Here is a 26,508-nt window from a genome sequence, read left to right on the forward strand (position 1 = left end):
ACGAAGAACCCAAACCGTAAAACCATAACCCCCAAACCGTACCTATACCTGCATGAACCCTGTTCGTATCCTGTTCCTGTTTTTTCTTTTGGTGAGTGCTGGCTCGCTCCGGGCGGCCAAAATCGACACGGTAGAGACCTACAGTGCATCGATGAAGAAAACGATTAAAGCCGTTGTCCTGACGCCCGACTCGTACAACAGTGGCCGTGAGTTTCCGGTGGTGTATTTGTTGCACGGGTACAGCGGCAACTACGCGGACTGGGTTAAAAAAGCACCGGCATTGGCCGGAGCAGTGGATGCGCAGGGCGTTATTGTGGTGTGCCCCGATGGAAATTACGGGAGCTGGTATTTTGATAGCCCGGTCGATGCGTCGTTTCGGTACGAGACCTACTTGGCCAACGAGCTGGTGAATTGGGTCGATACGCACTATCGGACAGTCAAGAACCGGCAGGGCCGTGCCATTACGGGGCTGAGTATGGGCGGCCACGGGGCGCTTTATCTGGCGTTTCGGCATCAGGATGTGTTTGGGGCTGCGGGCAGTATGAGTGGCGGGGTGGATATTCGGCCGTTTCCGGCCAATTGGGATATTGCCAAGCGGTTGGGTACCTACGCACAGTTTCCTGAGCGGTGGGAGCAAAATACGGTCATCAACATGCTGCATCTGCTCATGCCGGGTTCACTCGCGCTCATCATCGATTGCGGCACGGAAGACTTCTTTTTTCGGGTCAACAACAATCTGCACGATAAGCTGCTCGAACGAAATATTGCGCACGACTACATTACCCGGCCCGGCGGCCATAACTGGGCGTACTGGAACAACGCCGTGAACTACCAGTTGCTGTTTATGCGGCAGTTTTTCGATAAGCCCAAACGGAATTAACGCGTTTTTTCGAGGTAAATCGCCACACGTATGAAATGGGTTCTTTGTGCGGTTTGGCTGCTGATTGGCCTGCTACTGACCGAAATTACTACCGCCCGGCCTTTTCCGCGCCGGGCGCAACGAATACTGTTTCTGGGCAATAGCATCACCTATGCGGGGACCTACGTAGCCGACATAGAAGCGTATCTGGTGGCTAAATACCCCAAACAGGCCTATGAGTTTATCAATGTAGGGTTGCCAAGCGAAACGGTGTCGGGCCTGAGCGAGCCCAATCATGCCAACGGCCGGTTTCCGCGCCCCGACCTGCACGAGCGGCTCGACCGGGTGCTGGCGCAAACCCGCCCCGATGTAGTTTTTGCCTGCTATGGCATGAACGATGGGATTTATCTTCCCCTCGACGAGTCGCGGTTTCGGGCTTACCGCGAGGGGATGAAGTGGTTGCACTCCGAGCTGAAAAAGGTAGGGGCCCGGCAAATTGTGTTTCTGACGCCCCCCGTGCACGACGACCCGCAGCTGGGCCTCAATGGCTATAACCGCACCCTCGACCGGTATTCAGAATGGTTGCTGGCGCAGAAAGACACGCTGGCCTGGGAGGTTGCCGATGTGCATTTTCCGATGGTCCGTTTTCTGGAAAACAGGCGACAGACAGACCCCGGTTTCAAATTGGCGGCCGATGGCGTACATCCCGGCGAGCTGGGGCATTGGCTCATGGCGCGGGCTGTGCTGGGGTATCTGGGCGAGAAAGTAACCGACGAACCAACGGCGCAGGCAGCTTTTGAAGCCGTCGGTTTAGCCAAAAACGTGCGGGCCGACGAAATCAGGCGGTTGGTTGGCCAACGGCAGGGCGTCATGAAAGATGCCTGGTTGCGGGCTACGGGTCATAAACGGCCCGAAATGGCCGTGGGTAAACCCATGCCCGAAGCACGAGCGCAATACGACACCCTCGAACGACAGATTCGGGCCGTTGTGCAGGAGAAAAAAGGCCGCCCCTGATTAAAATTAACGTGAATTATGGATAATTTGTATTACAACTATCTGTTTAACAAATGATTGCTGACGCAGGGGCCTTCGACAGGCTCAGGCTGACTATAAACTTGAGAGCCGCCAGTCAGCCTGAGCCTGTCGAAGGCCCCTGCGTCAGCCAGTATGCATAATTCACGTTAAAATTAAAAGCCATAAAAAAAGCAGCGATCCGAGAGGACCGCTGCTTTTTTATGCGAGGAATAGCTTGTCAACTTCAGATACCACTCGTTGCGCGCTTGAGTGGCTGGAGCATCGAAGCCTCACACCGGATACTATTGCTCCGTGTGTTTGCCGTACATTCTTTCTTTGTAGGCAGCTTTGATGACCTCTGTCCGGCGCTTAACCGACGGTTTTTGGAAAGCCGTCCGCGACCGGAGTTCACGCAACACGCCCGTCTTCTCAAATTTCTTCTTGAAGCGTTTCAGGGCCTTGTCGATTGACTCGTTTTCTTTTACGTTAATGATTAACATAATCCGGATACTGTTTTTTTTTCGTTTAAACGGTCGGCAAAAGTAGTGTTTTACGATCGCTTTTCAAAGCCAAACCCTCGAAATTAAGCCGCTAAAGCCCATAAACATTCCGTTAGTAAGTTAATTTGAGCCTGTTGGTAAGCCGTTTAACCCGGTTAGTGCGCGGTTTAGCAGGCTGGTTTATCAAAGCCGGGTAATGCCGAGCAGCTCGGTCAGAAGCTCGCTGGCTTGCTGTAAGTTGCGTTGCATCATGGTAATCAAGTGCGCCCGGTCCGCATCGGATTGGGCCATCTGGAGCATATTAGCCGTGCCTGAAATAACGCCAAAGTGGCTACGGAGGTCGTGCGAGATGGCTCGTAACCGGTCGTTTTTTTCGGTCTGATTGGATTGCGTTTCGGGAGGTGATACTGCCGGAAGTCCAGTCAACGGTTCACGCTGGGTGTCGAGGGGAGCGGTGGAAGCCTCCTGGCTAACCAACGAGACGACTGGTGGAATATGGATGTCTGAATTTTGGGTGGATTGTTTCGTAGCCATACGATACAGAGAGTCGCTTCAGATAAACCCGTCTCGTGCGGGATGGTTTGCCGAACGAGGGCAAGTTGTACTTTTGTCAGGATGAAACAAGCAGTTATTGATTTAGGTACCAATACCTTTCACCTCATGATTGTCGAACAGACCGTTGCCCAACCCTGGACGGTGCTGTTTCGGGAAAGCCGACCCGCTAAAATAGGTAAAGGCGGCATTGGTCAGAACCAAATCACCGACGAAGCCATCGAACGGGCCCTGACGGTACTGACCTATTTTCGGTCGGTACTCGACGCGCACGGTATTGACCCGGCTCAGGTGCAGGCCTTTGGTACGAGTGCGATCCGGGTGGCGGGCAATCAGGACCAGTTTGTCGAGACGGTGGCGCGGGCAACGGGTATCCGAATTCAGGTGATTTCGGGCGATCAGGAGGCCGCGTATATCTATGCTGGCGTGCTGGCGTCGGGGGCCATGAACCTCCTGCCGTCGGGCGACCCCGAGCCGCCGGTATCGCTCGTGATGGATATTGGCGGGGGAAGTGTTGAATTTATTCTGGGGACTACCGAGCGGATTTTCTGGAAACAAAGTTTTGAGATGGGCGGGCAGCGGCTCATGGACCGGTTTATGCCCAACCCACAAAACGCCATCAGTCTGGCGGCTGTGGAGCGCATGAACGACTATTTCCGGGAGCAACTCCTGCCGCTAGTCAACGCGATTCATCAGTATGCTCCCACTACCGGCCGACCGTTGCAACTTGTGGGCTCGTCGGGTACGTTTGATACCCTGATTGATATGCAGTATTGTCACGAGACCGGCCATTGGCCCGACTCTGAACAGGCTGCGTTTGTGCTGCCCGTCGCCGAATTTTACCGGGCTTACGAGTTGTTGCTGACCCGTAATCATGACGAGCGGATGCAACTGCCGGGTATGATCGAGTTGCGCGTCGACATGATTGTGGTGGCTGTTTGCCTGATCGATTATATTCTGACCACCTTTGGGATTCAGACCATAACCGTGTCCCGGTACTCGTTGAAAGAGGGCGTACTGGCGGGTATCTGACGCCTGCGCCTGACTTACCTCAACTGAAACCCCTAAACCATAAGCGCCCTCCCGGCCTGACTACCACCCCTATGCATGGCGAAACAAGTACATCGTCTTCTTATCGTAATCTTCTTTACACGCTTCTGATTGGGGTGGCCGTTGTGCTGGCTCTGTTGTTTCCGGGTCTCTTTACCGAGGTCGGTGGGTTTCCGCTCAAAAAGCTGATTGTACCCCTGTTGCAGATCATCATGCTGGGTATGGGTACCACCATGTCGCTTGCCGATTTTGAGGGTGTTGTCAAACAGCCTAAGGCCGTGCTGATCGGGGTACTTTGTCAATTCACCATTATGCCCACGCTGGGGTTTGTGCTGGCCAACAGCTTTGATTTTTCGCCCGAAATTGCGGCCGGTGTCGTACTGATTGGCTGCTCGCCGAGTGGACTGGCTTCCAATGTGATCAGTTTTGTGGCCAAAGCCAATGTGCCTTTATCGATCACCGTAACCACAGTGGCTACGTTGCTGGCCCCATTCCTGACACCCGCTCTGATGACCCTACTGGCGGGTCAGTTTATCGAGATCGGGTTCTGGAAAATGATGGTGGAAATCGTGCAGATGGTCATTCTTCCCATTGCCGTTGGTTTGGTGCTGAACCGGGTATTCCGGAAATCGACCGTGTTTATCAACGGGGTTATGCCGCTTATCTCGATGGGGGGGATTGTCCTTATTGTAGCCATTATCACGGCCGCAGGCCGGGAGAGCCTGCTCAATGTAGGCTGGGTTTTGGCGTTGTGCGTACTGACCCACAACCTATTGGGTTTTGCACTCGGCTACTGGTCTGCCCGGCTTTTTGGCCTCAACGAGCAAAGCAGCCGGACTATAGCGATTGAAGTAGGGTTGCAAAATGCCGGACTGGCGTCGGGCCTGGCTGTACAAATGGGTAAAGTAGCTACCGTTGGGCTGGCTCCGGCTTTATTTGGCCCGATCATGAACACAACGGGCTCGTTGCTGGGTACCTACTGGAGTCAACGGCCCGTAACAACTGGCAACGAACAACCAACAGTGAACAACGATCAGCGAACAATGAGCAACGATCAATGAACAATATGGTTTTTACCCAATAGGGCAGTTGTTCACTGTCAAAGCCCTACCCAGGCCGATACTTTGATGGCGAACGGCGTTACTCCGGGGTTGTCGCGGTAGGTGAGCCGATGTGTGGCATCGACGCGGAACAGCTTAAAGATATTGTCGATACCGTAGCCTAACTCAATGTAAGGCACCTTGCCTAAGGACTGGAAACCCGTAACTGGCTGCCCCAGATCATTGACAGGGGCCACCAGCCGTACATTTTCGGGGCGAATGCCACCCGCCATAATACGACCCGTGACCAGCGTACGCCATTTGAGCCGCTTGATGGCCGGAATCCGGTTGAAAAACAGTCCCTCGAAGTTATGCTCCACGTGTGCCGACGCGTAGCGGTCGGTGGCAAACTCGAAGAAATTCATCAGGTTATACGCGTTATACACGTAAAAAGAGGTTTCGTTGCCGAGTGGGATAAACAGCAACGGATACGGCACCCGCGAGGGTATCAGACCTGCCCCCAGCGTGTAGCTCGTGCGGCCCAGTACCCCCATTCGGAAGGAATGTTTCATCTCCAGCAGAAACCGGCCGTAGGGCACATACGATGCCGAGCTGTTGTGCAGGCCGAGTGTGTACCGGAATGTAAGTTCGGGCTTGCGCGTAGCCCCAAAACTTAACCGCTCGTTATCGCTCTGCACGACCACCTCATCGGGCGCAAACCGGGTTTCAAATACCATCTCAGCTGTACGGAACTGACTACGAATACTCTCGTCGGCCGGGTTGTCGGGGTTGGCGTAGTACGCAAACGGAAACAGCGGGTTAAACGAGCGTTCGCGGAGGGTCACGGTCTGCGTGAATCCTTTGCCCAGTTCCCGCCGGATGTAGGCCGAGCTTTGTTCCTGCATGTAAGGCCGCCGGATAATGCCAAAGCGGGAGTAGGCCAGAAACAGGTAATTGGTGCCGATATTTTCCGACGAAACACCCAGCCGCTCGAGGTCGTACGAGTGCCGGAAACCGATTACCGTCCAGGGTTTACGCTTCAAAATATAATCGGCACCGATGGCGTATTTAAAGCGTTCATCGCGGGTGCCGTACGCCAGATACCCACTGAGGGTCCACCGGCGGCTGAAATAGCTGTTGGTACGCAGGCCCACCCGAAACCGGTTGCCTTCGATGTCGTTGTTCGCATACGTATAAAGCAGGGGCCCTACGTCGACGTTGACCTTACCAATGGGCTGATACCCGTTGGCAAACAGCCGGATAGCCTCGCCGGTGACTTTCACAATGGGTACATTCCGGACGGAATCGACCACCCGAAACGCCCGGAGTTCATCGGCCGAGATGGAGTCGGGCCGGGCCGCCTGCCAGTATCCTTTCGGCACATCGCGGTAATCATCGGCCAGTTCGAGCGAGGGGCTATAAAACGCGAGGGGCTGCGGTTGATTGATGACAATATTACGGGCCGACGCAAAAAAACGGACCAGTGCGCCGGGGGCGTTGGGAGTCAGTTCGTCGGTGTCGATACGGACTTCGGTGCGCACCGGTAAGCGGGCTCCACCGGGCAGCGTTTCCAGTTCCTGCCCAACACGAATCTCGTCGATGAAATTAATATTGGCGCGCCGATCAATGCGGGTTTCAATCTGCACCAAACCCAGCCGGTTGGTATCGAGCCAGGCCGTACCCACAAAAGCGAGGTCGGTGGCGCGTTTGGGCTCAAAGTCGATCTCGTAGCAGATCTGATCGCCCACAGCCACCGTGTCTATCATTTGTACTTTGTAAAGGGCCTCCCAGGCCTCGCCCAAAGGCGAGGGGATGTCTTTACGCAAAACCCTGACGTAATTCTGGTAAAAATTGTACTGCTGAAACGAAGCGCCGGTAAATTGAGAAAGCAGTCCACCTTCCTGAATCCCGACGGCTTTGATCTGGGTTTTCAGAATTTTTTCTTTTGTTCGGTCGGGCTGGTTGCGCTGATAGTATTCCGAGTGATTTTCGGTGATGAATACCGGAACGGCCGGCTGCCCGTTGTCGTCGGTAATGGCCGGTAGCCGGTTCAGTACCTTACCAATGGGCCCCTTGCGCCGGACTACCGTTTCGCCATTGCGTTTGGTCCGAGTCTTCTTCTCAACATTGTTGATGTACGCTTCAACCTTCGTGTAACTTTCGTACTGAAACGCGCTCAGTTGTTCGGGGTTGAACTCGTTGCGCCGGGCGAGGGCTGCCCGGAGGACCCGGTAGGCGGGGTCGCCCCCTTTGCCGTACACGCGCACTTCCTGAAGCCGGTTCTCGGCCGATTCGAGCGCAATGGTGATCGTCTGAACAGGCTCGCGGGTGAGGGCTACGGCCTTGGTACGAAAGCCCAGGCTGGTTACCAGCAGTGAGTCGCCAATTTGGGTGGTCTTAAGCTGAAAACGTCCCTCGGCGTCGGCTGTTGTGCCCACGGTACGGCCTTTGATCGATAGCGAAGCGAAGGGGACGCCCGCATTATTGGCGGCCTCCTTTACCTGACCCGTAATGGTGTAAACAACCTGACCCTGTACGAGTAGTGGAAACAGGAGTAAAAACCAGACAAAGCCAGAAATCGCAAATCGTATCGATGGAATCATGAACAGCGGGGGGAATTAGAATTGTCCTATTAACGACAAACCCGTCAACTTGGTTTACCAGCCGATAAATATTGTGATGAACGGTAGGGGAAATGGGTGCATGCTCGCTTACGCCTTTGTAAGCGAGCACATAGGCAGAAAAGAATAATACTATTTCGAGAATAATTTGTTTGGTCTGTCTGAACCCGCGTTTATGCTATTATGGGTTGCTGTACGCTGAGCAGGGTTTATGAGGGAGTACGGAGGGCAAAAATGAGTGAGTGGCTCTGTGCGATCACAGGCCACCTCAACTCTAAACTGTTGACTGCAAACTCTAAATTTATTGCTGCAGCGCCTGAAGCTGAATGACAACGCGGTTGACGATCTTATCGAGCCGGGTAAGGAGTGTTTCGAGTTGTGCCGACGTCTGGTACACCGTAGCCTTCTTTTCGATCTCCCGAATTGGCTCCTTGAGCGACGCGACGCCCAAATTATCGATCGAGGGTTTAATGCGATGGGCTGTCTTGGCAACTCGCTCAAAATCGCGGTTGGCATAAGCCTCTTTAATCTCGGCGACCGAAGCCGGTACGTGCTGGATAAACAGGTCGATCATTTTGTGCACAAAGGCATTGTTACCGCGTGCTATGGTCTCCAGCGTTGTGAGGTTGTAAAGCGGTGGGATGTCGGCTTCGGTGCGTTGTGGGTCTGCCTTTTGTTTGTCAATCCATTTGCCAACAACCGAGAGTAGCTGGGTTTCCTCAAATGGTTTGGAGAGGTAGTCGCTCATGCCGGCGGCAATAAACTTCTCACTGTCCCCTTTGACCGCCAGCGCCGTTAGGGCAATTACGGGTAGTTGCGCACTGATCTGCTGCCGAATGGCCTGCGTAGCCTCAACACCGTCCATAACCGGCATCTGCACGTCCATCAGAACCAGATCGACGGGTTTTACTTTTAGTTTTTCAAGGGCTTCCTGACCGTTCTGCGCTTCTTCGATCAGGGCCCCGTAGGTACGCAGGATTGTGGAGGCCACCAACCGATTCATTTCGTTGTCATCGGCTACCAGAATCCGCTTGCCTGCCAAGATTTCGACATTGGTGAAGCCGGGTTCCTTTACAGGTAACTGATCCTCGGTGCCTTTCTGAAAGGATACCATAAACGATACCGTTGTGCCAACGCCCTTCTGGCTCTCAACCTCGATGGTACCTTCCATCAATTCAACCAGATGCTTGCAGATACTCATTCCCAGGCCGGTGCCGCCAAATCGCCGGGTAACCGATTCGTCTTCCTGCTGAAACTTTTTGAAAAGGCTTTTGACAAACGATTGGTCCATACCAATGCCCGTGTCTTTCACGGTCACGCGGATGGTTTGCTGGGTCTCGTCGTCGCTTACGACGCGGCAATTGATATCAACGCCCCCTTTCTCGGTGAACTTGATTGCGTTGGAAATCAGATTGAGCAGGATCTGATTGAGCCGGTAGGGGTCGCCCAGCAGCACGGGCCAAAGCTGATCATCGCAGAATGAGTTGACCAACGACAGCCCCTTTTCTTCGGCTTTATGCATCAAGACCTGCATCACCTGCCCAACCACCAGTTTGGGCTCAAACCCGATTTTTTCGAGGGTGAGTTGTCTGGCCTCAATCTTCGATAAATCCAGAATATCGTTGATGATGATGAGCAGATGGTCGGTAGCCGACTGGATGGTGTTGACAAAAAACTGCTGCTCAGAGTTGAGTGCTGTTTTGTTGAGCTGATTCGCCATGCCCATGATCGCATTCATGGGCGTGCGGATTTCGTGGCTCATGTTGGCCAAAAACAGCTCTTTCGCCTTTGTCGACTCTTCGGCGGCTACTTTGGCCTGGGTCAGTTCGAGTTCCAGTTTTTTCTGGCGGGTGATGTCAACGTGGGTGCCGATAATTTTCAGAGGTTTGCCTTCGTCGGATGTTTCCGTGACCACCCCCCGGTCAAGTACCCAGTGTACCGATCCATTCTGGTGAATCATCCGGTACTCGTAATGGTGATTGTTAATTAGCCCTTTTTTGTAGTTTTCGTCATTTTGCTGCAGAATATACCGGTCGTCGGGGTGAATACGGCTCCACCACAAACTGGCCAGATCGTCATGCTGATCCATCGAAAAGCCGAGCATGGCATTGTCGGGGTTTGAAAACGAAGTGACGCCGGTTCGGAAATCGTGTTCCCAATAATTGTCGCCCACGTTGGTGAGCGCCATTTTGAGCCGTTCCTCGTACTCTTTCACTTTTCGTTGGGCTACTTTCTCCTCCGAGATGTCTTCGAGCATCGCGAAGTAGTGCGAAATGGCCCCATCTTTCCCCACAACGGGCTGGCTATGCGCCCGGCCCCAGAACCAGGAGCCGTCTTTGCGGTAAAAAATCAACTCGCCTGTGTACGGCTCATCCAGCTTAAACAGGTTCTGGAGCCGTTTAAGCGCTATAGGGTCGGTGAGTGGCCCCCGCAACAGACAAGCCGGATGCTCGGCCAGAATTTCAGCATTTGAGTAGCCGGTAATCCGGCTCAAGCCTTCATTGGCCCACGTAATCCGGCCGTTCAAATCGGCAAATACAATCCCATTTTTGTTGGCACTCGCCACCAGCGACAGCCCCTCGAGCTGAGCCTCGTTCTTTTTGCGCTCCGAAATGTCGCGGATAAACGAGCAGAAAAATTCGTCGTCGCCCTGTTTCACCGGAATGATGTACAGTTCAATCGGAAAGTGCTCACCGTTGCGGTTTACAGCCTCCAGCTCCATCTGTTTTCCCAGTACCGGGCCCTTTTGGGTACTTTGGTAGCGGGCCATCCCCCGGTTATGGGCTGCCCGGTGTACTTCTGGAATAATCCGTTCGGCCAGCTGAGCCCCGATCACTTCATGCGCCTGCCAGCCAAAGATTTTCTCGGCCTGCGGGTTCCAGAATGTAATGGCCCCCGTCATATCAATGGTAATGATGGCGTCGAGGGCCCCGTTCATAATCAGGCGGTTTTTTAGCTCGCTCTGCTCGAGGGCGTCCTGCGCTTTTTTGCGCTCGGTAATATCGGTATAGCTCCAGAGGTGCCCTTTGTAGCGTTGATCAATGTAGATCGGGATGTAGTCGCGCTGGAAAATAGTGCCGTTGGCCAGTTCCAGAATCTCCCCCGTGACCAGCTGTTTGTTCTGAAGAATGTGGCTGATGTTCTTGACAAACTCGTCGGGGTTCCGAAAGAGGTCTTTGGTTTGTTCGGCGGTATTGCTGCAATCAATACCCGGCATTTGCTCCGGGTTGAGCGGAATGCCGAACAGATTACAGAAACCCTGATTGCAGTAAACAATTTTACGGTTTTCGTCTTCGAGCAGGATGCCACTGCGCATATTGGCGATGAGCGAGATAAACACCTCTTCGGCACTTTTGCGCTTACTTACCTGCTGATATAAAAGCCGGGCAATGGTCAGCAGGTCGTCGGAATCGGGTTGAAGTTCCACCTCCGAAATGGCGTTCACGGCCTCCCGCAATTGTTCGACGGACTGTTTCCGGACGGTAATTTCGTGTTTGAGCTTGTTATTGAGCTCTACGTATTCTTCTTCGCTGATGCTAAAGGCCCGCTCGGCCCGTTCGCGATCGCGGTTCAGGGTTTTGTACGATTGGTTGACAACGTCGAGAAATTTCGCCAGAGCCGGGTTATCCCGCAGGTCGTCGGGCAGGTATTTGCTTACCTGCTTGGCCAGCATTTTATGGTAATTCATAAAACGATGTGATGGTCATGGTCTGGTTATGCAGCTGGCAGGCCCCTCCATCGGGAAACGGGGAGAGTTCGCCATTCGCATAAAATCCGATCAGGGGAACGTTGCTGCCCAGGGTTCGGCTGACGGCCTCTACCTCTTCGTCAATGTGCGGACCCAGTACCAGCTTACGCCCTACGCAGCTGATAAGCAACGAAAAGTGCGGATGATGGTGCAACTGGTCGGACAGCTGCCGGGCGGCAGTTGATGCGGCCGAGGTCAGGCGGTCAAAGTTGGCCTTCATAAACCGGACCTTTGAGCCGACCGGTACATCGCCCGCAAAAGTCATGGTTTTTCGCTCCGTATCGACCGACAGAATTGTCCGGACAATGGGTTGCTCGGCACCCGGAACCAGCACTGACAGCGGAAAGAGCAGGGCTGAAGCGGGCAGATCGTCGGCATCGGAGCCGAGGTACTTGATGTACAGGTCGAGGGCGTTCTGGTGATCAATTTCGTGCAGAATGTTGCTCTCCGAATGCGTCACTTCCTTTTCGAGCCCAAATGTATCCCAACCCCCTTCAGACCCATGCCGAACAATCAGCTTGTCGCCATAAAAACCAATGGCAATGATGTTGCCCGTAGCGGGTTGGGTATTCAGCCCCAGCAGGGTCGATTTGAAGTTGGCGGCATCGCCCGCCAGGCCACCCGTAATGAGCAGATTATCCGTAGCTACATTGAGCCCCTGCGCCAATTCACTGCCGTTGACCAGACTGCCATCCGACAGAATCAGCAGGTAGGTGAGCCCCTCGGTCGGTAACTGACGCACCAGTGCCTGCGCGGCTTCGTAACTCGATCCAAACTCGCGCATGTTGACCGAAGCGGTCTGGATAGTGGTTTCGCGGAACGCAACGGCCAGCCCCACCAGCGAATCATCCTGAACGGTATCGTGGTAAATTTCGCCTGAGGTGCTGCACAACGCAATCTGGGCGTGTGGGAAACGGGCTCTTACCTGATCGTAAATGGTCTCGGAACGGAGAATTTCATCGGCTGCAAAGCAAAGGAATAATTGAACGTCAGTATCAGGTAGTGGCTGGCTGACGGGGTGTCGACTCCAGGTGTTATCTGACAACTGAACAAGTGCCGTGCGCATAGAGCGGGTCTGCTAAGATGGGATGAAGGCAAAAGCTGAATAAAAAAATAGTGCCAGTAGCTAACTGGCTAGTTAATATTTTGATAGACAAAGGGTTATGTTTTGGCGTTTTTGGTCTGATTTCCGAAAAAAGGAAAATTATCCAAACTTCGGACAAAAATTTAGGTAATCTCACCCGACTGAATCATCTTATAAATGGTGCTTTTGCCGATGTCGAGCTGCCGGGCGGTGGCCAGTACATCGTCGTTGTTTTTGCGCAGGTAGTACTTGATAATATCGCAGGTGTATTGTCGCAGAGTCTTGTGTTCGCCGGTAAAGAGTTCTTCTTCCCGCAACTCACTGAATATAATGTCGTTCTCTTTGATCTCGTTGTTTTCGCACATCACCGCGGCCAGATCCACCACCGCTTTCAGCTCCCGCACATTGCCGGGGAATGGGTAGCGCAGCAGTTTCTCTTTGGCTTCTTTGGTCAGTTGAATAGGCTCCAGGTGGTTCTCCCTGGTAAAGCCATCAATAAAATGTTTAGCCAGAATCAGGACATCATTGCCGCGCTCCCGTAGGGGAGGGAGGTGAATTGGCAGGCCCATGATTCGGAAATATAGGTCTTCCCGAAAGAGGCCCTTTTTTACTTCCTGCGCCAGGTTTTTGTGTGTGGCCACTATGAGCCGAATATCGAGCTTCACTTTTTCCTGCCCGCCCACCCGAACTACCTCGCGTTCCTGAAGCACCCGCAGAAGTTTACTCTGAATGTTTAGGTCCATCTCGGCAATTTCATCAAGGAAAATGGTGCCGCCGTTGGCTTCTTCAAACTTACCGATCTTGCGGACCAGCGCGCCCGTGAATGCACCCTTTTCGTGGCCAAACAGCTCGCTCTCGACCAGTTCCCGGGGGACGGCCGCCATATTGACCGCAACAAAGTTTTTCTTTTTTCGGTCGCTGTTGTAGTGAATGGCCTTGGCTACCACCTCTTTGCCCGTACCGGTCTCGCCCGTGATCGAGACATTGATTTTGACTTTAATGGCTTTTTCCATCAGCGCAAACACCTTTTTAAGGCTTTCGTGCTGCCCAATAAGGGTTTTGCTGAATGAGAATTTCTGCCCCAGTTCTTCGCGCAGGTGCTCAACTTCCTTTTTGAGACTCTGGTTTTCCCGAATCCGGATGATGCTGTTCCAGAGCAGATCCTTGGTGTTATCGTCCTTGACCAAGTAATCGGTAACGCCCATTTTGAGTAGATTGATGGCTACCGAGATGTCTTCCTGCGAACTGATCACGATTACCGGAATACCGGGCATCAGATTCCGAATTTTTCCGAAGAGCTTATCGCCGGTGGTATCGGGCAGCGAAAAGTCGAGCACAAACAGGTCAGGGCGCACCCCCAGGTTGTCGAGGCACTCCTGTCCGGTTGTGAAGCGGGCCACCTTATGGTCTGGGTTTAGGCTCAGGTGATACTCCAGAATCTCGCCGTACCAGGGGTCATCTTCGACAATAAAAATGGTGTAGGCTTCGGCTTTCATAGGGGCTGATACAGGTTAGTTGCTCGAGGGCTCAAGCGTGTGGGAACATGGAGAAAAGCGGACAAGTTATGGTTCATACTAACATAAACCATAGCCTGCCAACGCCATAGCCGGAATAACTCCAGTTCGGGCGTTTTCCTAACCAAAAAATAAGAGTGAGCCTACTTCTGCCGTCCTCGCCCGATGTATTCTTCCCGCTGATGTTTCCAGCGCTTGTGCGACCAGAGCCAGTCGGAGGGGTTGGCTTGAATGGTCCGTTCCAACCGGTCGCGGTACCGGGTCAGAATTGCTTCATCGGGCAGGTCTTTGTACGGCGGTTCGGCCAGGGTGTGCAGGGTAACGTCGTAGTAACCCCGGCGCACCCGCACCATTTCAACATAGAAAACAGGCAGTTGTAGCGAGCGAGCCAGTTTTTCGGGCCCTGGATAAAACGCGGTTTCGTGGTTCAGAAAAGGCAGCCAGTAAGCCACCTCGGGCGAGGCTGGAATCTGATCGGCCACGAGCGCAATGGCCCGCGGTACATGTCGGCGCACAGCCACGTCGCGCAGGAGCCGGTGCATCGGAATGGGGTTTACGCCGAACGTAGACCGGATTTCGCGCATCAGATTTTCGAAGAATGGGCTCGACAGTTGCTTGTACACACTATCGGCAATAATGCCGTTGAGTTGCGCCGAAGCCGGGAGCCACTCCCAGTTGCTCTGATGTGAGGCCAGAATAATAACGGGCTGCCCGGCGGCAATCCGGCTGCTAATGAGTTCGGGGTTCTGAAACCGCACCCGTCGAAGCAGTTCGTCGGCGCTCAGGGCGGGGAGTTTAATCGTCTCCACAATCAGGTCGGTCAGGTTGCGGTAGAACCCCCGTGTCAGCTTGTTTATTTGGGCGGCCGACTTCTCGGGAAAGGCCGTAGATAAATTCTGAACAATTACCCGGCGACGGTAACGAACCACGTAACTCAGTACAACGTACAGCAAATCCGACAGGGCGTAGAGCCACGAAAAGGGCAGTCGGGATAACCAATGGAAGAAAATCATAATTCTTCCAAAATTAGTTGGAGTGATTTCTTTTTTTTCTTTAATTGGTAAAAAGTTGAGTTAAGTTGGAAAACAACACCCCGTCGCGTTTACTGATTGAATTGCCTTTTTTGCCTTGTTTGGATTTTTTTGTGGGCATGCTCACGCACGATGAAGTGCACCTTGAAGCCCACGAGCAGTACCAGAAACAGAGTTACCGAAACCGGTGCTATGTGCTCACGGCCAACAAGATCGACTGTCTGACGGTGCCGGTAGCCGGAGCCACCAACCATCAGCCCATTCGTGAGGTTCGGATCGACAACGGGACGCCCTGGCAACAGCGGCACTGGCGGTGTTTGGAGAGTGCCTATCGCAAGGCTCCGTTTTTTGAGTACTATGCGCCCCAACTGGAGGCCGTTTATCGTCGGGAGTGGGAGTTCCTGTTTGACGTATCGTGGGAGATGCTGACAATTTGTCGGCAAATGCTGGGGATAAAGACCCCACTTTTACTGACAGAATGGTACCAGAAAAACCCGCCCGATGGTACATTTGACGCACGTTCGCGGATGAACGCTAAGAATCCGCCCGATAAGCCGCTGTTTTACCACCCGGAGCCGTACATGCAAAACTTTGGCCCCCATTTTGCCCCCAACCTGAGTATAGTGGATCTGTTGTTTTGCGCAGGCCCCGATGCACTCGATGTGTTGCGTAAAAGCCGCCAATGAGTTGTTTAGGCCCAATGAACAAAGAGGAAATATATTTCGTTACCCCATTATAAGACGCACACGACTGGAGAGCCAAAGCGAATGGATGCAAAATTTTCGAATCGCGTTAAAGAAGTAATCACCTTGAGCCGGGAGGAAGCCCTCCGGCTGGGCCATGATTACATCGGCACCGAACACCTGCTGCTGGGCATGATCCGGGAGGGGGAAGGGGTGGCCATCGGCTTGCTGAAAAAACTCGGAATATCGCTCGACGAACTCCGGGTGACCATTGAGCAGGCGACGAAAGGAACGGCCACCAACAATGTAAAAAATCTGGCGAACATCCCGCTGACCCGTCAGTCGGAGAAGACGCTCAAGATTACGTATCTGGAGGCCAAAATCTTCAAAAGCCCGCTGATCGGTACAGAGCACCTGCTGTTGTCCATTCTGCGTGACGAAGACAATGTAGCCACGCAGATTCTGAACAAGTACAACGTTAATTACGAAGTGATTAAGGAGATGCTGGAATATCAATCATCCGGAACCCGTCCACACATGGGACCTGAAACCGACGACGATGACAACGATCGGGGGATGTTCGGCGGAGGTGGCAGCACCGGTCAGGGCAAGGAAAAAGGGGGCGAGAAATCGCGCACGCCCGTCCTTGATAACTTTGGCCGTGACCTGACCAAGCTCGCTGAACTCGGCAAACTCGACCCAATCGTTGGCCGTGAAAAAGAAATTGAACGTGTGGCCCAGATTCTGAGCCGCCGGAAGAAAAATAACCCGATTCTGATTGGTGAACCAGGGGTTGGTAAAACCGCTATTGCGGAAGGCCTCGCCCTGCGCATCGTTCAGAAGAAGGTATCGCGGGTGCTGTTTGGCAAGCGCGTGGTTACGCTCGATCTGGCTTCGCTGGTGGCCGGTACCAAGTACCGGGGTCAGTTTGAAGAGCGGATGAAGGCCGTAATGAACGAGCTGGAGAAGTCGCCCGAAGTGATTCTGTTTATCGACGAGCTGCACACAATTGTGGGCGCTGGTGGAGCCTCGGGCTCGCTCGATGCGTCGAATATGTTCAAGCCGGCATTGGCGCGGGGCGACATTCAATGTATCGGGGCTACTACACTCGACGAATACCGTCAGTACATCGAGAAAGATGGTGCCCTGGCCCGTCGTTTCCAGATGGTGATGGTCGATGCGACGTCGATTGACGAAACCATCGAAATCCTGAACAACATCAAGGATAAGTATGAAGATCACCACCACGTAAACTACACGCCAGAGGCTGTAGAGGCTGCGGTGAAACTGTCGGAGCGGTATATCTCTGACCGATTCCTGCCCGATAAGGCCATCGACGTGCTCGACGAGGTGGGTGCCCGCGTACACATCTCGAACATTACTGTACCTGAAGATATTCTGAAGCTCGAAGAGCAGATTGAGAATATCAAGAAGGAGAAAAACCAGGTGGTTAAGAGCCAGAAATACGAAGAGGCTGCCCAACTCCGCGACAAGGAGAAGCGCCTGATCGATCAGCTGGAGCGTGCCAAGCAAGCCTGGGAAGAAGATACCAAGAAGCGCCGGTACACGGTAAACGAAGACAACGTGGCCGAAGTAGTGGCCATGATGACGGGCATCCCCGTAACGAGCGTTTCGAACGACGAAGGCAAGAAGCTCATTAACATGGGCGAGGAGCTGAAAGGTCGCGTGATTGGTCAGAACCCCGCCATTGAAAAGCTGGTGAAAGCCATTCAGCGGACGCGGGTAGGCCTGAAAGACCCCAAGAAGCCCATTGGTTCGTTTATCTTCCTTGGCCCGACCGGGGTTGGTAAAACGGAGCTGGCGAAAGTACTGGCAACGTACCTCTTCGATAAAGAAGACGCGCTGGTGCGGATCGATATGTCGGAATACATGGAGAAATTCAGTGTAAGCCGACTGGTGGGAGCTCCTCCGGGCTACGTAGGTTACGAAGAAGGCGGTCAGTTGACCGAGAAGATTCGTCGGAAGCCATACTCAGTAGTGTTGCTTGACGAGATCGAGAAAGCACACCCGGATGTGTTCAACATCCTGTTGCAGGTGCTCGACGATGGTATCCTGACCGATGGTCTGGGTCGCCGGGTCGATTTCCGCAACACGATCATCATCATGACCTCAAACATCGGGGTTCGTGACCTGAAAGACTTCGGAGCCGGTATTGGTTTTGCTTCACGCAGCCGCACCGAAAACCAGGACGACATGATGAAGAGCACGATTCAAAGTGCGCTTCGGAAGGCGTTCTCGCCCGAATTCCTCAACCGTCTGGACGATGTGATCGTGTTCAACTCGCTGCAACGCGAAGACCTGCACCAGATCATCGACCTGTTGCTGGCCAAGCTGCTGGGCCGTGTTACAAGCCTGGGCTACAAGGTAGAGCTGACCGAGAAAGCGAAGGATTTCCTGGCCGAAAAAGGCTACGATCCGCAGTACGGTGCCCGCCCGCTCAACCGCGCCATCCAGCGTTATCTGGAAGATCCCGTTGCTGAAGAAATTCTGAAGGGTGATCTGAAGGAAGGCGATGTGATTCTGGCCGACTATGCAGGCGAAGGCGAAGCCCTGACGATTTCGGTAAAGAAGCAGGAAGTTGTTGAAGAATAATTTGTCCTGACAGATAGATTGAAGTGAAAAAGGCCCGAACGCACGTTCGGGCCTTTTTTTGTCAGCTTATATCGGTGGTCTATTTATTGGCCAGATCGACACATTCCTGATCGAACATAAACACGTGGTAACAGAAGTCGCGCCAGGCGAAGTCTTTACCATATTTGGTCATGAGACCTTTGCAGGAGCTAAACAAATCGACAAAGGCCTTGTCATAATCCTTCTTTTTGAGCCGGAATGTTTTACCGTTGGCACGGACATAAAACGACTTGTCCATGCCGCCCGTTACCTGCACGCCCGCAAAACCAACGCCCATAGTCTCGGCCGCAAAGGGGTCATTGTACACCCGAATACGCGATTCAAAGCCCGGGTTCACCAGTTGTAATAAAGCCTCGCGCTTTGGCTCGTCGAGTTGCTCATTGTAAAACAGGACCAGATTCCGGCCCGACTCGTTTACCTGATTCCGTTGCATCTTGGTAATTGACCGGGTGCTCTCCGAAATGGAAGCGAGTTTGGCGTAGTCAGACGGGGTAAGGCCTAACTCCTGAATTTGTTCGGCACTATACGAAAACTTCTTGCCATCGGCAGTTTTGCCAGCTACGTTGACAATGAGGCCGCGTTTTCGATCCAGATCGTCGAGGGTAAACTCAATTCGTTCGCCGGTTTTGAGAATCAGATAACCGGGCTTACTGCCCGAATAGCGTTCGATGGGCGGCAGAAACTGCTGAGCCGATGCACTCACAATAAGCAGACCCTGGAGTAGGCAGAGCATTAGGAGATGTTTAAACATGCAGAGTTTTGAAAAATATGAAGGTAAATGAAACCAGCTAATGCCTGTGTGACAAAGCCGGTTCGAAAGATACAGAACGATCGGCTCTGTGGTGCCCAATCCGAATAAAGCACTTCGTGAACGGTTGCCCTATTTTCGGGCAATCAGGAACCGGGGTGTTTTGTGGCTCCAGAATGGGTATTTGCCAGCCTAAATGGGCTTATCTTCGCAGTTCCCCGCCGACGGGCAACACTGTCCTGCCGGGGCATCGCCCTTCACATGCACGATTCATTTAAACATACTCTGTTCGGCGTACTGATGGGGTGCGCGCTGACAACACAGGTCATGGGGCAGCAGCCTCCGCCCCGATCTTCGGCCGCATCGGTTTCGGTATGGCTCACCAACCCCGACGATCCGGCGGCTCTGTTCGTCAAACAACCCGGTGGTTTACGGTTCGATGAACGCGCCAAGACCGTTTCTGACCCCATCATCACCATCGATAAAGCGCAACGGTTTCAGTCGATTGATGGCTTTGGCTATACCCTGACCGGCGGCAGTGCCATGCTGCTAAGCCGAATGGGGGCTTCGGAGCGGTCGGCCTTGCTACGGGAACTGTTTGGCACGCAAGGCAACAGCATCGGCGTAAGTTATCTACGGGTAAGCATCGGGGCGTCGGACCTCGACGAGCGCGTATTTTCGTACAATGATTTGCCGGAGGGGCAGACCGATCCCAGGCTGGAACGGTTCTCGCTCGACCCCGACCGGCAGTACCTGATTCCGATTCTGAAACAGATTCTGGCGATCAACCCGGCCATCAAGATTCTGGGCTCTCCCTGGTCGCCCCCGGCTTGGATGAAATCCAACGGCAGCCCCAAAGGAGGCAGCCTAAAACCCGAGTTTTATGATGCCTACGCGCAGTATTTCGTGAAGTACATTCGGGGGATGCAGGCCGAAGGTATCCGTATCGATGCCGTGACGATTCAGAACGAGCCCCTGCATCCGGGTAATAACCCCAGTTTGCTGATGTTGCCCGAAGAGCAGGGGCTATTTATCAAAAAAAGCCTCGGCCCGGCTTTCCGGGCGGCTCGTATCAAGACTAAAATTATCTTGTACGACCACAACGCCGACCGGCCCGATTACCCGATCTCAATTCTGAACGACCACGAGGTAAAGCCCTATGTCGATGGCTCGGCGTTTCATTTGTACGCAGGCCCAATCTCGGCCCTGTCGGAAGTGCACAAGGCCCATCCCGACAAAAATCTGTATTTCACTGAACAATGGACGGGGGCACCGGGTAATCTGAAAGGAGACTTGGGCTGGCACGTTAAAAACCTCATTATTGGCGCTACGCGCAACTGGAGCCGGACGGTGCTGGAGTGGAATCTGGCCGCCGACCCCCGGCAGCAACCGCACACGCCGGGGGGCTGCACGCAGTGCCTGGGCGCGCTCACGCTCGACGGTAACGCCGTGACCCGCAACTCGCCGTATTATGTGGTTGCCGTGGCCTCCAAGTTTGTGCGGCCGGGCTCGGTTCGGGTTGGCTCCGATGGGCCGGATTCATTACCGAATGTAGCGTTTCTGACGCCGGATAACCGCCGGGTACTTATTGTGTACAATGATACGAAAACGGCGCAGTCGTTTGCCATCCGGGAGAGTGGAACTCTCGCCCAAGCGTCGTTGCCAGCCGGAGCCGTAGGAACCTACGTCTGGGCCGGGAAATAGACCGATGCATGCGCTATAAATGACTCTTCAAAACAGTAAACCGTTTTATAATCAATGGAATATCGGAAGTTAGGAGAAACTGATCTGGCCGTATCGGCCATAACCTTTGGTGCCTGGGCGGCTGGCGGCTGGATGTGGGGTGGTACTGAACGACAGGGCGCTATTGAAGCCATTCGGGCTTCGTATGATCTGGGGGTAACCTCCATTGATACTGCCCCGATTTATGGGCAGGGAACCAGTGAGGAAATTGTGGGTGAGGCTATCAAAGGCATTTCCCGCGATAAGGTGCAGATTCTGACTAAATACGGGATGCGTTGGGATTCAACCCAGGGCGATTTTGGCTTCAAGAGTCAGGATAACGATGGGAACCCGATTGATGTGTATAAGTATGCCGGTAAGGAAAGCATCATGAAGGAGTGTGAAGACAGCCTCCGGCGGCTCGGCACCGATTACATTGACTTGTATCAGATTCACTGGCCCGACAAAACAACCCCTATTGAAGAGACGATGGAGGCTGTGTTGCGGCTGATTGAGCAGGGTAAAGTGCGGCAGGCCGGGGTGAGCAACTACAATGTGGAGCAGATGAAGCGGGCCGAGTCGGTCTTGTCGCTCGCTTCGAATCAGGTGCCGTTCAGCATGATTAACCGGGGTATTGAAGACGAGCTGGTGCCCTATTGCATTGCCCATAAAAAGTCGATTCTGGCGTATAGCCCCATGGAGCGAGGTTTGCTGACGGGCAAAATCAAGCCCGGTCATCAGTTTGCGCCCGGCGACCATCGGGCGGGCTACCGGTTCTTCAAAGAAGCGAATATCGCCAAAACCGATACGCTGTTGAATGCCCTGAAGCCACTGGCCGACAGCAAACAGGCTACTCTGAGTCAGTTGGTAATCCGCTGGACCATCGAGCGGCCTGGTATCACGGTGGCGCTGGTAGGGGCCCGTAATGCCGAACAGGCCATTCAGAATGCCAAGGCCATTGACGTAAAACTCTCTGCCGACGAGATTGCGTTTATTAATGCGCAATTTGAGTCAGTTGTTTTTGAGTAGTTATGCTCTACCAGCCTTAAATACAGGCTCTTTGATAAGCGAGACGGCGGGCCGGAGAGAGTTACAAACTCTTTCCGGCCCGCCGAGCGCGTTTTAGGTAAAGCCCGTTTTAAAACAGATTAGGGTAGTCGGTAATGATACCGTCGACGCCCAGTTTTACGAGGCTCTGAATTTCCTCTTTTGTGTTAACCGTCCAAGGGATGATCTGCATACCTTTTTGGTGGCAGGTTTTTACGGTTTGATCGGTTACGCCTTTGTAATAGGGGCTGTAGGCAAAGGGTGTGAAACCAAGCGTAGCCAGGTTTTCGTCAATTGTTTTGGCGTTGGCGGTCAGGTAAGCAATGGGTACGTCGGGGTGCTGCTTGTGAATAACCTGCAACGGCCGCACATCAAACGACTGAATATAAAACCGCTTGCCCAGCTTTTTCTGGCAAATCGGCAATACCAGATCGACAAACTCCTGCGGGGCCGGGTGCGATACATTGTCGCCCGCCGGTGCCGATTTTATCTCAATGTTGTACCGGGGCAACGGCAGACCCTTTGTGCGGGCATACGTGTCAACCGAGTCGATCAGTTCGGTCAGCAGGGGTTTGTAGGCCTTAACCTTTTTCTGATCGGGAAATTGAGCATGGGGCCGGCTGCCCACATCAAACGCCCGAATGTCGGCGTAGGGCATCTGGTACAGGTTAATAGATTTCTGCTCGGCCTCGGTCACGGGCGTGCCGTCGGGTTTGGTTGAAATACTCGCAGCCATATAGGGATCGTGCGATACCACCACCTGCTTATCTTTCGAGATCACTACGTCCAGCTCCAGGGTTTCGACACCCACATCGAGCGCCTTTTTCATGGCAGCTACGGTATTTTCAGGCATGAGCCCACGGGCGCCCCGGTGGCCCTGACGGTCGAGTTTGGTCTGGGCAAACGTGAGTTGGGCGCATACCAGCAGGCCCATCACACCGATTGATTTGAACATTGAGTTTGGGATTGGTCAGTTTATAAAAATGGTTTTGCGTTTGGGGAATCGGGTATCGTTACCCCAAACGCAAAACCGAAAAAGGAGACTCAACTACTGCAACGCTTAAAATCCGTAGCGAATGCCGAGCTGCACCTGGAACGGATCGCCAGAAGGGGTAACCACCCCGGCCGTGTTGACCCGGTACACATAACGGGCATTGGCCCGGTCGAAGGGTGATACGGCCGGGGTACTACCCGATGCCGGAATACCCAGTGCGTACAGGGCTTGTGACCCAAGTGAGCGATTGGTGCCCCAGCTTTTCTTGAGGAAATTGGCGAAGTTGAAGATGTCGGCCGATACCTCAATCGTGTGGTTCCGGTACACCCGCACCCGCTTACTGGCCCGAATATCGAAGATGCCGTAGAAACCGTTGATACCTCCGTTACGCTCGGCAATCTGCCCCGAATACCGGTTGATGTAGTCTTTGATACTCTGGCTCGCATTGGGGTTGTCCAGAATAGCCTGCAAGCCCGTGCGCACATTGGCTGGGACGCTCTCGCTGTTGCGGTCGAAGATAAAGGCAAGGTCGTTTTGACCAGCCACAAAGTCGGCATTGCTGTTAGCCCCCGACAGTAGGGTGTAGCGCGTGCCGCCCAGGCCCGAATAACGCACCCCTACCGATACGCCCCAGAAGGTGGGCAACGTACCGTACACGACTACTTTGCGCCGGAAATGGTTGTCGGAATAGGTCATTCGGCTCAGGTTGCGCGGGTCGTCGGCCACGGGCTGCACCAGCGTGGCTGTATTGGCTACGTTACCATTGTACGAGGTATTGTCGCGGGTATCATTCCAGGTATAGCTGGCTGTAAATTCTCCATCGCGGAAGTACCGGTACGTAGCGTCGACTACGGCGGCAAAATTGTTTACTTTTCCGTCGCTGGTCAGCTCAAGCACCCGGCCCAACCGCTGACTTACGCGGCCCTGCAGCCAATCGCCGGCACCGTTGGCGGGCATAGTGTTGAGTGGCACATACACCCCCCGATTCCCTTCGTTGGCGAGCCGGAAAAATGGCTCCGTTACCATGTTTCGGTCTACGTAGGTGTAGTTGTTGCGGGCCAGCGACATAAAGCCCGACAGGCTCACCTTCAGGCGGTCGGTTACAAACCGGGTGTAAGAGAGGTTCGCTTTGTACAGAACCGGCACGCGGGCGTTGGCCCCGGTCATGTTGATGGTGGGAAGCTGAAACTGCGCCAGTGAGGGAATGCTGCTGTAGTTGGCCCGATAAGCCGCAAAGTTGGGCGTCGGTACGTTGGCCCCGCGAACGTCGACGGTGGCCAGATTGGTGCCGTCGAATGTCAGGTTATTGATCAGCACGTAGTTGTTGATGTCTGAAGCAAACACCCCACCCCCGAGCCGGATAATGTCACGCCGTTGCTCGTTCACGTCCCAGGTAAATTGCAGGCGCGGCTGTACCACAAATGACCGGAGCCGGTTGTCGGTGCGCAGGTTCAGGTCCTGCAATACGGTCTGGTTGAGGGCCGCTTTGGGGTAGTGCGCATAGTCGAACCGGAGGCCGGCCGTCATGTCGAGGCCGGTGGCCAGTCGGGTGCTCATTTGGCCGTAAATGCCCGCATTCCAGATGCTTCCGCGCACACTCCAGTCGTCTTTAAGAGGCACCTCGCGGAAGTACCGGTAGGGCTGGAGCCGCTCAAACTTGTCGAGGGCCGACAGCGACCCGTCCACGGTGTAGTGGAACCGGCCGTTAACCTCGCTACCATACACCGAATTCGAATGCGTGTACATCAGGTCCGTGCCAAACGTAAACTGGGCTTTGTCGGTGTTGTAATACAGGTTATTGACCAGTTGCAGTACGTTGTTTTTAAAACCCTCCTGCGCAAACCGGTGCCCGCCCATCTGGATGTTGGTGGAGCGGTTGGCTCCCCCAACAGTCGACACGACGTTTTCGACAATGGCCCGAGGAATGTTAGCCGTGGGCAACTGGTCGCCGGGGCTGCTCAGTTGGTAGGTGTAGAGGTGCTGGAATTTAAGCTCGTTGGTGATGCGTGGGCTTACCGAGGTCCGCAGCGTAGCCAGCATACTGTTGTCCCAGTTGAAGTCGTTGCCGTACGATTCGTAAATATTGATCGAGGTATTGTCGGCCAGACCCAGCTTGTTGCGGTCGCTCGTGAAGTTGTTGCGGATGGTCAACAGGTTTCGGTTGTTAATCTGCCAGTCGAGCCGCAGAAAACCCGCGTTGGAGCCGCGCACCTTGTCAAACTGCCCGTACTGGGGCGTGTTGGCCGTACCATACAGCGAGCGGGCAATGCCCACAAACCGGTCGAGCGTGGTCCGGGTCACGTTGAAGCGGTTTTCATCGACCGGCGACTGCACGTCGGCTACAATGAGCGGGCGCGAATCCTGCTGCCGGTCCCACACCACAAAATAGTGCAGTTTGTCTTTGATGATAGGGCCACCGAGTGAAAAACCAAACTGGTTGGTCGAGTATTTAACCGAGCGCGGATTGCCCCGAATGTCGTATTTACTGGCGAGCCAGTTGGCACGGGTGTAGTTGAACACGCTCCCCGTAAGCTGATTGGTACCCGACTTCGTCACCGACGAAATCAGCCCGCCCCCGGCCCGGCCGTACACGACGTCGTACTGGTTGGTAATCACCTTAAACTCCCGAACGGCTTCAATCGAGATGGAGTAGGGGGCACCGCTCCGGCTGGTTGTTGACCCCGCCGAGGTGGGGTTCTTAGCCGTCATCCCGTCAATGGTAAAGTTGGTCGATGAGCCGAGTTGCCCCGACAGGTTCCCACCCCGACCCGCGAGCGGAGAGAGGTCGGTGAGGGAGGTGAAGTTCCGGCCGTTTACGGGCAGTGTTGCAATAGAACGGGCCGATACGGCGGTTGCCGCGCCAAAGTTCTCGACCTTGTTTTTGAGGCCCGAAGCGACCACGTCCACCACGTCGAGGTTCTGCCCGCTTTCCTGCATGGAGAGGTTAATGCGGATCAGATCGCCCTGATTGAGCATGTAACCCGTTTGTTTCTGCTCGCCAAACCCCACAAATGTAGCGCGTACGGTGTAGGGCCCTCCGAGCGGAAGTTCCTTGAACGAGTATTCACCTTTTACGTTCGTTACGGTGCCGGTAGAAAAGCCCGTCGATTCGTTTCGGAGCAGCACGGTTGCCCCGGGGAGCGGTGTCTTGCCGTTTTCGAGCACCACGCCAACAATAGATGTTTGGGTGGTTTGGGCGCGTAGTCCGGTGACGACAAAAGCACTTAAAAAGAGAAGTGAGAATAATAGTTTTTTCATGAAAGACGGTACGTATAGTTACCGCTGCAAAGAGACACACGCTACGTTACGTAGGTGTTATCCAACGATTACCAATTCGTAACCATTAGTACATGAAATCGTATGCTACATGGGGTTTAGGCGGCCCGCAGGGTGTTTTCTGCCCGGAATGAAGTACGACACTTCCTCAGCAACTGTCTGATTTAGAAAGAAGCCGTACTACGAGGGCATTGGCTTCGGTGGGCGTAACAGTTTGTTTACACATACTTGGCGGGTTTGTAGACGTGAACGGGCCTTTACCTAAATAAACGGGAGAGATAGTTGAAATGGGTGTGGATACAGGTGTGCCACTATTTTGTAACAGTTTGAGAATGCTTTTCCACAATGTAACGTGATGGGTTAAACGTTAACA

General features: G+C 53.8%; 18 protein-coding genes. 8 read left to right on the forward strand and 10 right to left on the reverse strand.

Annotated elements, in window-relative coordinates:
• The first annotated feature begins 52 nt into the window (after positions 1 to 52).
• Both F5984_RS21175 and F5984_RS21180 read left to right on the forward strand, forming a co-directional pair.
• Positions 53 to 880 (forward strand): alpha/beta hydrolase, encoded by an 828-nt coding sequence (locus tag F5984_RS21175; RefSeq protein WP_152126216.1) that lies wholly within the window; start codon positions 53 to 55, stop codon positions 878 to 880.
• Positions 881 to 910: 30 nt separating this feature from the next.
• Complete coding sequence (locus F5984_RS21180) at positions 911 to 1,873, forward strand: SGNH/GDSL hydrolase family protein (RefSeq protein ID WP_152126217.1); 963 nt, start codon at positions 911 to 913, stop codon at positions 1,871 to 1,873.
• A 302-nt stretch (positions 1,874 to 2,175) separates the two neighbouring features.
• Here F5984_RS21180 and rpsU read toward each other — a convergent pair whose 3' ends face one another.
• Together rpsU and F5984_RS21190 are read right to left on the reverse strand one after the other, a co-directional pair.
• Positions 2,176 to 2,373, reverse strand: a complete 198-nt coding sequence (rpsU, locus tag F5984_RS21185; protein WP_019986836.1) for a 30S ribosomal protein S21 — start codon at positions 2,371 to 2,373, stop codon at positions 2,176 to 2,178.
• 183 nt (positions 2,374 to 2,556) lie between these two features.
• Complete coding sequence (locus tag F5984_RS21190; RefSeq protein WP_152126218.1) at positions 2,557 to 2,907, reverse strand: histidine kinase; 351 nt, start codon at positions 2,905 to 2,907, stop codon at positions 2,557 to 2,559.
• 81 nt (positions 2,908 to 2,988) lie between these two features.
• Between F5984_RS21190 and F5984_RS21195 the strand changes: the two genes are divergently transcribed.
• The gene (locus F5984_RS21195; protein WP_152126219.1) at positions 2,989 to 3,957 is read left to right on the forward strand and encodes a Ppx/GppA phosphatase family protein; all 969 of its coding nucleotides are present in this window, start codon (positions 2,989 to 2,991) and stop codon (positions 3,955 to 3,957) included.
• 71 nt (positions 3,958 to 4,028) lie between these two features.
• On the forward strand, positions 4,029 to 5,036 hold the full coding sequence (locus F5984_RS21200) for a bile acid:sodium symporter family protein (protein WP_152126220.1): 1,008 nt from the start codon (positions 4,029 to 4,031) through the stop codon (positions 5,034 to 5,036).
• Positions 5,037 to 5,074: 38 nt separating this feature from the next.
• Here the strand turns inward: F5984_RS21200 and F5984_RS21205 are convergent, their stop codons facing one another.
• The 5 genes from F5984_RS21205 to F5984_RS21225 all read right to left on the reverse strand — a co-directional run bounded on the left by F5984_RS21205 (position 5,075) and on the right by F5984_RS21225 (position 14,995).
• Positions 5,075 to 7,618: a DUF5686 and carboxypeptidase-like regulatory domain-containing protein gene (locus tag F5984_RS21205; protein ID WP_152126221.1), complete on the reverse strand. Its 2,544-nt coding sequence runs from the start codon at positions 7,616 to 7,618 to the stop codon at positions 5,075 to 5,077.
• Positions 7,619 to 7,937: 319 nt separating this feature from the next.
• Positions 7,938 to 11,324, reverse strand: a complete 3,387-nt coding sequence (locus F5984_RS21210; RefSeq protein ID WP_152126222.1) for a PAS domain-containing hybrid sensor histidine kinase/response regulator — start codon at positions 11,322 to 11,324, stop codon at positions 7,938 to 7,940.
• Positions 11,311 to 12,450, reverse strand: coding sequence for an FIST signal transduction protein (locus F5984_RS21215; RefSeq protein ID WP_246169218.1), 1,140 nt, complete (start codon positions 12,448 to 12,450; stop codon positions 11,311 to 11,313). Before F5984_RS21215 ends, F5984_RS21210 begins: the two co-directional genes overlap by 14 nt.
• A gap of 161 nt (positions 12,451 to 12,611) precedes the next feature.
• On the reverse strand, positions 12,612 to 13,964 hold the full coding sequence (locus tag F5984_RS21220; RefSeq protein WP_152126223.1) for a sigma-54-dependent transcriptional regulator: 1,353 nt from the start codon (positions 13,962 to 13,964) through the stop codon (positions 12,612 to 12,614).
• A gap of 161 nt (positions 13,965 to 14,125) precedes the next feature.
• The gene (locus F5984_RS21225) at positions 14,126 to 14,995 is read right to left on the reverse strand and encodes a lysophospholipid acyltransferase family protein (protein ID WP_152126224.1); all 870 of its coding nucleotides are present in this window, start codon (positions 14,993 to 14,995) and stop codon (positions 14,126 to 14,128) included.
• 119 nt (positions 14,996 to 15,114) lie between these two features.
• On the opposite strand from F5984_RS21225, the gene F5984_RS21230 reads away from it, so the two are divergent.
• Both F5984_RS21230 and F5984_RS21235 read left to right on the forward strand, forming a co-directional pair.
• On the forward strand, positions 15,115 to 15,699 hold the full coding sequence (locus F5984_RS21230; protein WP_317163131.1) for a WbqC family protein: 585 nt from the start codon (positions 15,115 to 15,117) through the stop codon (positions 15,697 to 15,699).
• Positions 15,700 to 15,780: 81 nt separating this feature from the next.
• Complete coding sequence (locus F5984_RS21235; protein WP_152126226.1) at positions 15,781 to 18,309, forward strand: ATP-dependent Clp protease ATP-binding subunit; 2,529 nt, start codon at positions 15,781 to 15,783, stop codon at positions 18,307 to 18,309.
• A 79-nt stretch (positions 18,310 to 18,388) separates the two neighbouring features.
• Here F5984_RS21235 and F5984_RS21240 read toward each other — a convergent pair whose 3' ends face one another.
• A complete protein-coding gene (locus tag F5984_RS21240) occupies positions 18,389 to 19,081 on the reverse strand; it encodes a hypothetical protein (protein WP_246169225.1) in 693 nt (230 codons plus the stop codon).
• A 276-nt stretch (positions 19,082 to 19,357) separates the two neighbouring features.
• Here F5984_RS21240 and F5984_RS21245 point away from each other — a divergent pair, with 276 nt between their 5' ends.
• Both F5984_RS21245 and F5984_RS21250 read left to right on the forward strand, forming a co-directional pair.
• Positions 19,358 to 20,800, forward strand: coding sequence for a glycoside hydrolase family 30 protein (locus F5984_RS21245; protein WP_152126228.1), 1,443 nt, complete (start codon positions 19,358 to 19,360; stop codon positions 20,798 to 20,800).
• Between the two features lie 54 nt (positions 20,801 to 20,854).
• Positions 20,855 to 21,847: an aldo/keto reductase gene (locus tag F5984_RS21250; RefSeq protein WP_152126229.1), complete on the forward strand. Its 993-nt coding sequence runs from the start codon at positions 20,855 to 20,857 to the stop codon at positions 21,845 to 21,847.
• Positions 21,848 to 21,956: 109 nt separating this feature from the next.
• On the opposite strand, the gene F5984_RS21255 is transcribed toward F5984_RS21250, so the two are convergent.
• Both F5984_RS21255 and F5984_RS21260 read right to left on the reverse strand, forming a co-directional pair.
• Positions 21,957 to 22,820, reverse strand: coding sequence for a glycerophosphodiester phosphodiesterase family protein (locus F5984_RS21255; protein ID WP_152126230.1), 864 nt, complete (start codon positions 22,818 to 22,820; stop codon positions 21,957 to 21,959).
• A 105-nt stretch (positions 22,821 to 22,925) separates the two neighbouring features.
• Positions 22,926 to 26,117, reverse strand: coding sequence for a TonB-dependent receptor (locus tag F5984_RS21260; RefSeq protein WP_152126231.1), 3,192 nt, complete (start codon positions 26,115 to 26,117; stop codon positions 22,926 to 22,928).
• Between the last annotated feature and the right edge of the window lie 391 nt (positions 26,118 to 26,508).

This window comes from Rudanella paleaurantiibacter (genome assembly GCF_009184635.1).
Lineage (GTDB): Bacteria > Bacteroidota > Bacteroidia > Cytophagales > Spirosomataceae > Rudanella > Rudanella paleaurantiibacter.